Raw genomic sequence first — 12,449 nt, 5'->3', positions numbered from 1 at the left:
CGGTCACCACCCCGACGCGGTGTACGTGACGGCCGTCAGGCCCTCGTCGCCCCACGCCAGCTCACGCAGCAGGCTCAACGTGCCTTCCTCGGGGTCGATCAGTTCGATCCCGCGCCGGGCGTAGTCCCGCATGAGTTCCGGGGTGACCATTCCGTTGTTGACGCCGGTCGGCGCCCACGGTCCCCAGTGGACGGTGAGCCCGCGACGTCCGTACACAGTGGACCATCGATGGCCCAGCGCCTCCAGCGCGTCGTTCGCGGCCGCGTAGTCGGACTGTCCCCGGTTGCCGAGTGTCGCCGCGACACTGCCGAACAGGACGGCGAACCTCGGGGCCTCCGGCAGTTCGCCCGCCGCCGCGAGCAGGGTGCCCGCCCCTTCGACCTTGGTGGCGAAGACGCGGTCGAACGACGCCGGGTCCTTCTCCGCGATCAGTTTGTCCTCGATGACGCCCGCCGCGTAGACGATGCCGTCGATCCGGCCGTGTTCGGCGTGGATCTCCTTGACCGCGCGGTGCACGGCCTCGGCGTCGAGCATGTCCACCGAGTGGTAGCGCACCGGGCTGCCGAGGCCGCTGATCCGCCGCAGCGTCCCCCGGACCTCGCGTTCGGCCTCGATGAGCCGGATGGTCCGCTCGATCTCGGCCGGTTTGGTCAGCCCGCTCTCGATGAGGGCCGCGCGTAACTCGGCCGTCGTCCTGGCGGTGGCGATCTCCGGTTCCTCGCCGTCGATGGGCACGGCGGTACGGCCGAACAGCTCGATGCGGCAGCGTGACGCCGAGGCCAGCGTGGTGGCCAGCCGGGCCGTGATGCCCTTCGCCCCGCCGACCAGGAGGACGACCGAATCCCGGTCCAGGCCGAGCGCTTCGGCTTCGGCGGTCCCGTCACCCGCCGGACCGGCGCCCGTGCTGCCGAGCAGCCCGAGGCTTTCCTCGGTCATCCGCAGACCTCGCCGCGCCCCGTCCCGGCGGACGACGACCGGTTCCCAGTCCCCGGCAGACAGCTCCGCGAGCAGGGTCTCGACCTGTTCGTCCACAGTGGACTCCGGACGCTGCTCGACGACGCGGGCGACCGTGTCCGGATACTCCTTGGCCACCGTGCGGAAGAAGCCGCGGGCACCGTCGGCCGGGCCGTTCGCGATGAGCCAGCGCGGCCCGCCCGCCAGGACGGCCTGGTACAGCGGGAAATCGTCGGGGAACGTCGGCGACAGGTGGAACACGCCGTCCGTGCCGCGTCCCGGCACGCCTGGGACCAGCTCGGTTTCGGCGCCGTACCCGGCGAGCCGGGCGACGAGCATTTCGGCGACCTGGCCCTCACCGACGACGGCGAAGCGAAGCCCGGCGAGTTCCTCGTCGGCGGGGACGGCGCCGGCGAGGTCGAACTCCCGCATCAGGTACCGCTTCGGCGCCACCACGACGGCCTCGGTCTCCTCGGCCTCAGGCGCGTCTCCGGTTCCGCTGCCGGTGATCAGGTCCGTCAGCGCGGCCGCGGTCCTGGCCTTGGCCAACACCTCGGGATCGCCGCCGACGAGGCCCAGCCGGTTCGCCAGCTCGCCGGCGATCTCGGCGCGCTTGATCGAATCGACGCTCAGATCCGCTTCCAGGTCCAGATCGGGCTCGATCATGTCGGCCGGGTAGCCGGTCCGCTCCCCGATCACCTCGACGACGACGTCGAACACCGAACGTTCGGGAGCGACCTCGGCGCGCACCGGCTCGGGCTCCCGTTCGAAGACCGGCTCCGGCACCGAGGGAAGGACGACGGGCGCGGCCGGGCGGGCGCCGGGATCGGTGCCGAAGTAGCCGAGCAGGACGTCCCGTTGCGCGGCGATCATCTCGCGGCTGGTGCGGAGGAACTCCGAGATGAGCGCCTCGCCGCCGTCGTGGCCGGGCCGGGATGTCACGATCGCCTCCGTGGGGATTCGCTGGGCTGGGTGCAGGGCGGCGGCGGGGATTTCGCCGTCGGCGGTGCGGACGAGCTGGCCGTCGACGGTCCAGCCCGCCTTCTTCGGCGGACGTGCGGACAGCGCGTCCGCGCACGCGCGGCCGGTGAACAGCCTGCCGGTGCGGACGTCCGCACCGGCGACCGCCAGCCTGGCCAGCGCGGCGAGGAAACCGGGAACCCCGGTGCGGCGACCGCTCTCGAACGTGACCGTCCGATGTGGACGGCCGTTGAGCACGGCGCCGACGAGCCGGGCGAGGACGGATCCCGGGCCCGCTTCGACGAACGTCCGGGCGCCTGCCTCGTACATGGCTTCGATCTGCTCCGCGAACCGCACCGGCGCGCCGATCTGCGCGGCCAGCCCGGCGCGGATCCCGTCCGGGTCCGCCGGATAGATCGCGGCGGTCCGGTTGGCCCACACCGGGATCTCCGGTTCGCGCACCGGGACGGCGTCGAGCACGCGCGCGAACTCCGCCTCCGCCGGGGCGACCAGCGGACTGTGGAACGCGCAGGCGACCGGGATGCTCTTCACGCCGAACCCGCGTCCCCGCAACCGGTCCACGGCCGTGGCGACGGCGTCGGTCGGTCCCGAGATCACCGTCTGCTTCGGCGAGTTCCGGTTGGCGGTGACGACGGCCTCGGCCAAGCCTTCCGCGACGAGCGCGTCAGTGACGTCCTCGGCGTTCGCGGCGACGGCCGCCATCGTTCCCGGGTCGCCGGTGCCGGTCGCGCCGAGGATCGCCGCCGCTCGCGCCCGGCTGCATTCGAGCAGCGAGGCCGAGCTCAGCGCACCGGCGGCGGTGAGCGCTACGAGTTCGCCGTAGCTGTGCCCCGCCACCATCGAGGGGCGGACCCCGGCCTTCCCCAGCAGATGGTGCGCGGCGAGGCCGGCGACCCCGAGCGCGGGTTGCGCGGCGCGGGTGTCGGTCAGCCGGGCGAGCCGGTCCTCACGCCCGGCCTCGTCGAACGCGGCGGGCGGGAACAAGACGTCGACAGTGCTCCCGGCGCGCGTGAGGTAACGCCGCAGTTCCGGGAACGCGACGAACAGGTCGGCGAACATCCCGGGCCGCTGGCCGCCCTGCCCGGGGAAGAGGAACGCGATCTCGCCCACAGGTTCGCCGTCGGCGGCGAAGATACCGGCGTTCTCGTCGCGTTCACCCGCGATGGCCCTGCGGAGCAAGACGGCGAGTTCGTCCACAGTGGACGCGACGACGGCGAACCTCGTCCGGCCGCCCCGTGACTCCGCCCGGCGGGACGCGGCCAGCGCCAGGTCACGCAGCTGCCAGCCCTGCCCAGTGGCGGACAGCAGATCCTCGGCGTCCTTGTCGTCCTTGCCCGCGAACAGGAACAGCTCGGCGGGCCATGCGTCGAGGGTCTTCGCGGGCGGGACGGCTCCCTCGTGCGACGTAAGGACGACGTGGAAGTTGGTGCCGCCGAAGCCGAACGCGCTCACCCCGGCGACGCGTTCGTCCTCCGCCCACGGCCGGGCCTCGGTGTGGAACGCGAACGGGCTGGTCGCCGGGTCCCACGCGGGATTCGGCTTGGTCAGGTGCAGCGTCGGCGGTTTGACGGCCGTGTGCAGCGCGAGACTCGCCTTGATCAGCCCGGCCAGTCCGGCGGCGCACTTCGTGTGCCCGATCTGGGACTTCACCGAACCGAGCACGCACCGGCCGGGTTCGGCGCCCGCCTCGGTGAACACCTGGGTCAGGGTGCCGAGTTCGGTGCGGTCGCCGACGACCGTGCCGGTGCCGTGCGCCTCGACGAGCCCGACGCGGGACGGCGAGATCCCGGCGTTGCGGTAAGCCCTGGTCAGCGCGTTGTGCTGGCCCTCCGGCCGCGGCGCGGTGAGCCCGAGCGCCCGGCCGTCGCTGGCGCTGCCGACGCCCTTGATGACGGCGTACACCCGGTCGCCGTCGCGTTCGGCGTCCGCCAGCCGCTTCAGCACGACGCACGCGACGCCCTCGCCCAGCGCGATCCCGTCGGCGTCGCTGTCGAAGGTGGCCGAGCGGCCGGACGGCGAGAGTGCGTGCACCGAGGAGAACAGCAGGTAGTCGTTGATGCCGTTGTGCAGATCGGCGCCGCCGCACAGGACGAGGTCGCTGGTGCCGGTGACGAGTTCCTTGCAGGCGGCGTCGACGGCGGTCAGCGAGGACGCGCACGCCGCGTCGACCGTGTAGTTCGCGCCGCCGAGGTCGAGCCGGTTCGCGATCCGGCCGGCGATGACGTTGGCGAGCACGCCGGGGAACGAGTCCTCGGTCAGCCGCGGCAGCTGGCGGTCGAGGTCGGCGGGGAGTTCGCCGAGGTAGGACGGGAGCACGGTCCGCAGGGTCATCGCGTTGGACAGGTCGCTCCCGGCTTCCGCGCCGAAGACCACCGAGGTGCGGGACCGGTCGAAGGCCCGTTCGGTGTACCCGGCGTCGGCGAGCGCCCGCCGTGACACCTCCAGCGCCAGCAGTTGGACCGGTTCGATACTGGCGAGCGATGCGGGCGGGATGCCGTGGTCGAGCGGGTCGAACGGGATCTCCGGCAGGAACCCGCCCCAGCGCGAGGGCGTCTTCTCGCCGTCTCCGCCGGGCGCGTAGTAGAGCGCCGGATCCCAGCGGTGTGCCGGGACCTCGGTCACCGAATCCGCTCCGGACAGGATGTTCGACCAGAACGACGGGAGATCCCCGGCCTGCGGGAAGACGCAGGCCATTCCCACGATGGCGATGTCGAGCGGTTCCGGCGCGGGCTCCTCGGGCCGTGGTTCCAGCAACTCGGCCGCCCTGGCTTCGAGGAACGCCCGAGCCCCCGGGCCCACGGCCTCGTGCAGCCGGGCGATCGTCGTGACCTCGGACCGGAGGACGGCGACGTCGCCCGCCATGAACATGCCTTCGGTGAGCTGCCGCCGCTCGGGGACCGGGCTGAGCGTGTCCCCGATCCGCTCGATCCCCTTGCTGGCCAGGCGAAGCCGCCCGACGTTGAGCTTCTCCAGCCGTTCCCAGGCCTCGCGGTCCGGTACTTCCTGGTCCTTCAGCGCGCGTTTGAGTTCCGCGTATTCGGTCGTGAAAGCCGACCGCACGCACCGCGTCGCGTGCCCCGGCGCGGTCTCCAGCAGATCGGTGCGCGTGGCTTCGACGACTTGGCGCTGGAACAACGGCAGGACGGCGCCCGCGCGGACGGCTTCTTCGGTGAACAGGTACGCGGTGCCCATCAGCAGGCCGACGGTCGCGCCGAGCCGGGTCAGCGGTGCCGCGGCGGCGGTGACCATCGCGGCCGAACGCTCGTCGTGCACTCCCCCGGCGAAGAACACCTCGACGTCGGCCGCGTAGTCCCGGAGGACGTCGATCTGGGCTTCCCACAACGGAAAACTGGCTCGCGGGCCGACGTGACCACCGCATTCGGAGCCCTCGAAGACGAACTTGCGCGCGCCCGCTTCGAGGAACTGGCGCAGCAGTCCCGGCGAAGGGACGTGCAGGAACGTCGAGATACCGACGTCCTCCAGCGCCTTCGCCTGCGCCGGACGGCCACCGGCGATGATCGCGTGGCTCGGCCGGATCTCGCGGATCACCTCGAGTTGCGACGCGCGGACGTCCTCGGCCGCGAACCCGAGCACCCCGACGCCCCAAGGCGCGTCGCCCAGCACCGTCTTGGTCTTTTCGAGCATCTCGCGGGTCTGCGCGGGCCCGGACAACGCCAGCGCCAGGAACGGCAGCGCTCCCCCGGCGGCGACGGCCTCGGCGAACTCGGGCTGGTCACTGACCCTGGTCATCGGGCCCTGCGCGAGCGGCAGCGGACCACCGGAGGCGGCGAGGCCTTCGGCGATCGACGCGCGGACGCCCCGGATCGCGGCGGGGAGCGTGCCCCAGGTGTCGCGGAAACGCTGAGGCAGGAACGCGTCCTGCCCGACTTCCACCGCACGATGGCGCCGGAGCGCCCGCACGCCGCCGTCCACAATGGACTCGGAGCCGTCGAGGCCTTCCACCGCCATCGTGACGTCCGAGCCGAGTTCCGCCTCGGAGAGCAGCGCGAACGCCGTGTCGAGCACGACACCGGCGGCGCCACCGGCAATGGCGGCGGCCGCCGTGTGCGCGCCGATCCCGCCGTACGCCCAGACCGGGATATCGATCGCGGGATCGGCCAGCAGCTGTTGCAGGAAGACGAACGTGCCGAGTTCGCCCGCCCGGCCGCCCGACTCGTGGCCACGCGCGATCAAGCCGTCCGCGCCGGAGGCGACGGCTTCGGCGGCCTCGTCTCGGCTGGTGACCTCCGCGAGGACTCGCCGCCCTTTGAAGTCCACAGTGGACATTACGGAGTCAGCGGCGAGCAGAACCGTGTGCACCGCATCGGGAAGCTCGACCGGACCCGCGACGCGAACGGCGATGCCGGTTCCGAGCCAGTCCACGGCCAGGTCGAGTTCCTCGCGGGCGGCCCGGTTTCCGCTGGTCAGATCCAGGACGCCGAGCGCGCCGGCCCGCGTCGCCGTCGCGGCGAACCGCGCGGAAGGCACCCCGAAGGGATGCACCGCGATGAGCAGATCCGCCGTACCGGTCGGCAATAAGGCAGCAGAAGTGTCGGAGCCACGAAGTGACTTACCCACGGGAAGCCTCCGAGCACACGGAAGAGTGATTTGGTTACCGGGCGTACTTAAACGCAGGCGGGGCTTCACGTCAATACTCGACAGTAGGGTTTCCGGTCACAGGAACCGGATGGCGGTACGCCGACCTGCGAAACGCGAGGATCGTCGCGGAAAATTAGCGTTCCGGATACACGGCGGACATCGAAGACGCCACATTTTCCCGCAGTACCAGGGAAGTGCCGTCAACGACCAGGTGTCCCAACAGCCGATACGCCATCCGGCCTGTTACCCGGAGTTCGCCATTCCGCTTTCGCCAGTACCACCGGAAATGGTGGTCCGCCGCCATTCCGGGGAATTGCCCGCGATTCGCCCTATCGTCGGTATCCACGCCGCCGGGACTTTCGGTATCACGCGCGATTAACGGGCCGTTCACAGAGGAACATGAAAGGACTCACCGGGATTTCGCATTCCGTACCGCGATGGCCAGCAGCGCCGCGGCCGGACCGGCGAGCCGCCGCCCGGCAGGCCACACCGCCCGCAGTTCCCGGCCGAAGTCGACGCCCTCGACGGCGACCGGGACGAGCCTGCTTTCGGCGACGTCCCGGACGATGGCGAGTTCACTGATCACCGCCGGACCGGCGCCCGCGATCACGGCGTTGCCGACAGCGGAGGCGGAACCCAGTTCCAGCAATGGTTTCGCCGGTCCGACACCGGCCTTGCGCAGCGCGGCGTCCACGGTCTCCCTGGTCCCGGAACCCGGTTCGCGGACCACGAGCGGCGTGATCGCCAGCTCGGCCGCGGTCACGGGACGGCGCTTGCGCGCCCACGGATGGTTTACGGGTACGACGAGGACCAGGCGATCGGTGGCCACCCGCCTCGTCGAAAGTCCGGGCAGCGGACCGGGCGACTCGACGAACCCGAGGTCGACCTTGCCCTCTCGTGCCAGTTCGGCGGCCTGATCGGAGTTGGTGACCTCCAGCCCGAGGTACAGCCCGGGGTCGCCGCGTTTGAGCTCGCCGATCCAGCCCGGCACCAGATACTCGGCCAGTGTCATGCTCGCGGCCACCCGCAGCTGCGCCTCGTGCTGGGTGCGCAGCGCTTCGGCGCCGTCGAGCAGACCGTCGAGTTCGGACAGCACGCGACTCGCCCAGCCCGCGATGACCCGGCCGTCGGGGGTGAGCGCGGACCCCCGACGCGTACGGTCGACCAGGACCAGGCCGAGCCGTCGCTCGACTGTGGACAGTCGTTTGCTCGCCGACGGCTGCGCGATCCCGAGGCTGGCCGCGGCCTGCCCGATGCTGCCGAGCTCGTCCACGAGCACCAGCAGGCGCAGGGAGTCCAGGTCGGGTGCGGTCATAGCCCAAGTGTATGATCTACCCCCGGTATTCCCGGCTACCGAGGCGCCCTCGTCCGGGCGAGGCTCGAACCATGAGCACCACGCACGCGAGACCGACGAAGCCCTACCTGACCGCCTTGGCCGTCACCGGCGCCGGTGTGGCCGCCGCGTACCTGGTCGGCACCGCTTTCCCGGTCGTCAGCGCGCTCACCATCGCCGTCGTGCTCGGCATCCTCACCGGCTCGCTGTCGTCGTTGTCGGAAGAGACCCGCAAGGCGATCGCCGGGGTCACCAAGAAGCTGCTCCGCGCCGGTGTCGTGCTGCTGGGCCTGCAGCTCTCGCTCCCGTCGGTCCTGGCGCTGGGGCCCGGGACGCTGCTCGCCGGCGTGCTCACGGTCGGGATTACGTTCCTCGGCACGATCGGCCTCGGCAGGCTCCTCGGCGTGCCGCGTGGCCTGGCGATGCTGGTCGCGACCGGGTTCTCGATCTGCGGGGCGTCCGCCATCGCCGCCATGGAAGGCGTCGTGAAACGCGAGGATTCCGACGTCGCGACCGCCGTCGCGCTGGTCACCTTCTACGGCGGGCTCGCCATCGCGGCCGTCCCCCTGATCGGTGGCTGGCTGCACCTGGACGCGACCCGGATCGGCGAATGGGCCGGGCTCTCCGTGCACGAGGTCGCGCAGGTCGTCGCCGCGGCCACGCCCGCGGGCGCCGCCGCCATCGCGGTCGCCATCGTGATCAAGCTCAGCCGGGTGGTCCTGCTGGCCCCGATGGTCGCCGCCGTCGGCGTGGCCGAACGCCACCGTCCCGTCGACGGGAAGCGGCCCCCGCTGGTCCCGCTGTTCGTCCTCGGTTTCCTGGCGATGGCCGCCGTGCGCAGCACCGGGATCGTGCCGGGGCCCGCGCTCGACGTCGCCAAGATCGCCTGCACGCTGCTGCTGGCCGGGGCGCTGTTCGGGCTGGGCTGCGCGGTCCGGATCGGCACCCTCGTCCGCACCGGCGGCCGTGCCCTGCTGCTCGGCCTGCTCTCCACCCTGCTGGTCGGGACCACCGCGCTGGTCACGCTGACCGTGCTCGGCTGAGCACGCCGACCGCGAGCAGCGCGAGCACCCCGCCCGCCACCATCACGACCGAGACGGACGTCGTGTCGACGACGAACCCGCCGAGCAGTGCGCCCGCCGAGAGGGTCGCCTGGAACGACGAGGTGAACAGCACCGACGCCGCCTCGGGCGCCTGCGGTGCCGCCCGCGCGAACCACGTCCCCGAGCAGACCGGGACGGCCCCGTAGGCGAACCCCCAGATCACCAGCAGCGCGAGCGTGGCCGCTTTCGAGTCTCCGAGGAAGGGCAGCGCGCAGGTGGCGACGCCGATCAGCCCGGCGGCGGTGAGGAAGGTCAGCCGGAGATCGCGGGCGATCGCCGCTCCGGCGACGAAGTTGCCCGCGATCCCGGCGGTGCCGTAGACCAGCAGGAAGACGGTGATCAGCTCCGGGCTCACCTGCGTCACCTGGCGCAGCAGTGGCGTGATGTAGGTGTAGGTCCCGAAGTGGGCGAGGACGACCAGCACCGTGACGAGCAGGCCGATCCGGGTCGCCCGCCCGCGGGTCATCTCGCGCAGGACGCCGAGCCGGGTCGCGTCCGTCGAGGGCAGTGGAGTCAGCGGAGGCAGCGCCCACGCCAGCGCGGCGAGCACGCCGATCGTGAAGACCGCCAGCACGGCGAAGGCGGCCCGCCAGCCGAACAGCTCGCCGACGAACGTCCCGGCGGGCACGCCCAGCACGGAACCGAGCGGCACGGCGGAGAAGATCACCGCGGTCGCGCGGCCCGCGTGCCCGGGTCCGACGAGCCGCGCGGCGAGCCCGGAGCCGATCGCCCAGAACGCGCCGATCACCAGTCCGACCAGGACTCGCGAGACCAGCACCGCCCAGTAGGCCTGCGCGGTCGCCGCGAGGACGTCGGCCAGCGCCAGCACCACCATCAGCGCGCACAGCAGGATCCGGCGGTCGAGCCGCCCGGCGGCGACGGTGACGGCCGGAGCGGCGAGCGCGGCGAGGAAGCCGGGCAGGGTCATGGTCAGGCCCGCCGTCCCCGGCGTGATCCGGAAGTCCTCGCCGATCGGGGTCAGGAGGCCGATCGGCAGGATCTCCGTGGTGACGAGGGAGAAGATCCCGAGCGTCACCGCGAGGACGGCGAGCCATCCCTTCAGCGGGGTTCGCGCGGAGGTGTCGAGGGTCGAAGCGGTCATGTGCTTCAGCCCATCACCACGCGGACACCGCGGTCTGGCGGATTCGCGACGTTGATCTAGCTGCGGGACCGTTGGGTCACGACGATGCAGGCGACGACGATCAGCGCCGTCACGGGCGCCGCCGCCGGGAGGTGCTCACCGAGCAGCAGGACCGCCCAGACCAGGGTCAGCAGTGGCTGTGCGAGCTGCAATTGGCTGGCCCGTGCGACGCCGATCTCCGCCATGCCCCGGTACCAGGCGAAGAATCCGCCGAACTGCGAGATGAGCGCGACGTAGAGCAGGCCGGCGATCCCCTCGCCGGTGACGTGCAGCGGCTCGGTCACCAGGCCGAAGACGGCGAAACCGACCGTGACCGGCAGCGCGAGGACCAGCGCCCAGGCGATCACGTGCCAGCCGGCCATCTCCCTGGCCAGCCTGCCGCCCTCGGCGTACCCGAACGCACACAGCACGAGCGCGCCGAACAGGAACAAGTCCGCTGTGGACAGTCCGCCGCCACTCTGGCCGACGGTGAACACGACCACCGCGCTCGCGCCGACCGCGGCGGCGAGCCAGAACCGACGGGACGGACGATGCCCGGTCAACCTCGACGAAATGACGGCGGTGGCCATCGGCAGCAGTCCGATCACCACCGCGGAATGCGCCGTCGACGACGTCTTCAGCGCGAGGGTGGTCAGGATCGGGAACGCGAGGACACAGCCGAGGGAAACCACCGCGAGGCCACGCCACTGGTCCCGTCTCGGCAGCGGGACACGGAAAGCGCGAAGACAGGCGCCTGCGACCAGCGCGGCCAACACGCTTCGCAGGCCGGTGGCGGTCCAGGGCTCGAAGCCCTTGAGCGCCCACACGGTGGCGGGGAACGTGAACGAGAAGGCGAGGACACCCAGCGCCGACAGCAAGGTCCCGGAGCGGACCGCTACTGCCCGGTCCGCGATAGCGCTATCATCCAGTCTCATGTCCGATGGTAGCAGCGTCGCCAGCCTGGTAACACAGCTGCGGTCCGAACTTGAGCGCTATCCGTTCGAAGGAAAGCTCCCGTCCAGCCGGGAGCTCGTCCGGCAGCTGAAAGTGAGCCCGGTGACGGTCTCGCGCGCCATCTCGGCGCTCGTCGCCGAAGGCCTGGTGATCACCCGTCCCGGTGCCGGCGTCTTCCGTGCCCCGCCGCCCCGCGAGGTGGCGGTGACCGGCGACGTCTCGTGGCAGGAGGTGGCGCTGAGCTCGCAGTCGGGCACCCGCGCGATCGACGCCACCGGCGTGCTCACCGCGCTGAGCGACCCGCCGTCGGGCGTCATCGACCTCAACGGCGGCTACACGCATCCGAGCCTCCAGCCGGAACGCGAGCTCGCGGCGGCGTCGGCCCGCGCCGGACGCCGTCCCGGTGCGTGGACGCGGCCGCCGATCTGCGGCCTGCCCGAACTGCGGGCCTGGTTCGCCCGCGACATCGGCAGCCCGGTGAACGTCGAGAACGTGCTGGTCACCTCGGGCGGGCAGAGCGCGCTGACCACGGCGTTGCGCGCGCTCGGCGCCCCCGGCGCGCCGGTGCTGGTGGAATCCCCGACCTACCCCGGGCTGCTGGCCATCGCGCGGGCCTCGGGGATGCGGCCGATCCCGGTGCCGATCGACCGCGACGGCGTCCGGCCCGAACTGCTCGCGGACGCCTTCCGCGACACCGGCGCCCGGCTGTTCGTCTGCCAGCCCGCGTTCCAGAACCCGACCGGCGCGGTGCTGTGCGCCGAACGCCGGGCCGAGGTCCTGCGGATCGCGCGGGACGCGGGCGCTTTCGTCGTCGAGGACGATTTCGCGCGGCTGATGGCGCATCCCGGCAGCCCGGCTCCCCCGCCGCCGCTCGTGGCCGACGACCCCGACGGCGTCGTGGTGCACATCCGGTCGCTCACGAAACCGGCGTCGCCGAGCCTGCGGATCAGCGCGCTGGCCGCCCGCGGACCGGCGCTGGAACGGCTTCGCGGCCTCCACGCCGTCGAGAGCTTCTTCGTCCCGCGGCCGTTGCAGGAAACCGCGCTCGAACTGGTGAGTTCCCCCGCCTGGGCACGCCATCTGCGAACCCTCGCCGCCTCGTTGCGGGAGCGCCGCGACGTCGCCGTCTCGGCACTGCGGGAGTTCCTGCCCTCGTGGCGCACGGTCCCGGTCCCGACCGGTGGGTATCACCTGTGGCAGCCACTACCCGGTTTCGCCGACGAAATGGCCCTGACCAGCGCCGCTTTCCGCGCTGGAGTAGCGGTCACCCCCGGCCGGTTCTACTTCGCGGCCGAGGCGCCGGGGCCCTATCTGCGCCTGAGCTACGTCAGCGCCGCCACCGGCTCGCAGCTGCGGGACGGTATCCAGCGCCTTTCCCAGGCATACCAAGAGATCCCCGGTTAAC

The 12,449-nt window shown here is 71.9% G+C and carries 6 protein-coding genes; 2 read left to right on the top strand and 4 right to left on the bottom strand.

The genetic code is table 11. The features are described 5' to 3' along the window. Nucleotides 1-3: 3 nt before the first annotated feature. Together B0293_RS02955 and B0293_RS02950 are read right to left on the bottom strand one after the other, a co-directional pair. On the bottom strand, nt 4-6,471 hold the full coding sequence (locus B0293_RS02955) for a type I polyketide synthase (RefSeq protein ID WP_039916054.1): 6,468 nt from the start codon (nt 6,469-6,471) through the stop codon (nt 4-6). Nucleotides 6,472-6,943: 472 nt separating this feature from the next. Further along, nucleotides 6,944-7,849 carry a LysR family transcriptional regulator gene (locus tag B0293_RS02950; RefSeq protein WP_005152716.1) on the bottom strand — a complete coding sequence of 302 codons (906 nt, stop codon included), beginning with the start codon at nt 7,847-7,849 and terminating at the stop codon, nt 6,944-6,946. Nucleotides 7,850-7,920: 71 nt separating this feature from the next. On the opposite strand from B0293_RS02950, the gene B0293_RS02945 reads away from it, so the two are divergent. Continuing rightward, nucleotides 7,921-8,910: a YeiH family protein gene (locus B0293_RS02945; RefSeq protein ID WP_005152718.1), complete on the top strand. Its 990-nt coding sequence runs from the start codon at nt 7,921-7,923 to the stop codon at nt 8,908-8,910. Here the strand turns inward: B0293_RS02945 and B0293_RS02940 are convergent. Further along, nucleotides 8,888-10,072, bottom strand: a complete 1,185-nt coding sequence (locus tag B0293_RS02940) for an MFS transporter (protein ID WP_005152725.1) — start codon at nt 10,070-10,072, stop codon at nt 8,888-8,890. The two genes, B0293_RS02945 and B0293_RS02940, sit on opposite strands and share 23 nt — an antisense overlap. A gap of 56 nt (nt 10,073-10,128) precedes the next feature. Then, nucleotides 10,129-11,025: a DMT family transporter gene (locus B0293_RS02935; protein WP_039916058.1), complete on the bottom strand. Its 897-nt coding sequence runs from the start codon at nt 11,023-11,025 to the stop codon at nt 10,129-10,131. Between B0293_RS02935 and B0293_RS02930 the strand changes: the two genes are divergently transcribed. Next, nucleotides 11,024-12,448: an aminotransferase-like domain-containing protein gene (locus B0293_RS02930; protein WP_039916061.1), complete on the top strand. Its 1,425-nt coding sequence runs from the start codon at nt 11,024-11,026 to the stop codon at nt 12,446-12,448. The two genes, B0293_RS02935 and B0293_RS02930, sit on opposite strands and share 2 nt — an antisense overlap. Nucleotide 12,449: the final 1 nt, after the last annotated feature.

It is taken from the genome of Amycolatopsis azurea DSM 43854 (genome assembly GCF_001995215.1).
Classification (GTDB): Bacteria; Actinomycetota; Actinomycetes; order Mycobacteriales; family Pseudonocardiaceae; genus Amycolatopsis; species Amycolatopsis azurea.
Note: the sequence above shows the minus strand (reverse complement) of the source record. Positions and strands in the feature narration are given on the sequence as shown.

Bases quoted from the DNA above. Each gene is read 5' to 3' on its own strand.
- B0293_RS02950 (WP_005152716.1), bottom strand. From the start codon at position 7,849: ATGACCGCACCCGACCTGGACTCCCTGCGCCTGCTGGTGCTCGTGGAC.
- B0293_RS02945 (WP_005152718.1), top strand. From the start codon at position 7,921: ATGAGCACCACGCACGCGAGACCGACGAAGCCCTACCTGACCGCCTTG.
- B0293_RS02940 (WP_005152725.1), bottom strand. From the start codon at position 10,072: ATGACCGCTTCGACCCTCGACACCTCCGCGCGAACCCCGCTGAAGGGA.
- B0293_RS02930 (WP_039916061.1), top strand. From the start codon at position 11,024: ATGTCCGATGGTAGCAGCGTCGCCAGCCTGGTAACACAGCTGCGGTCC.
- B0293_RS02935 (WP_039916058.1), bottom strand. From the start codon at position 11,025: ATGAGACTGGATGATAGCGCTATCGCGGACCGGGCAGTAGCGGTCCGC.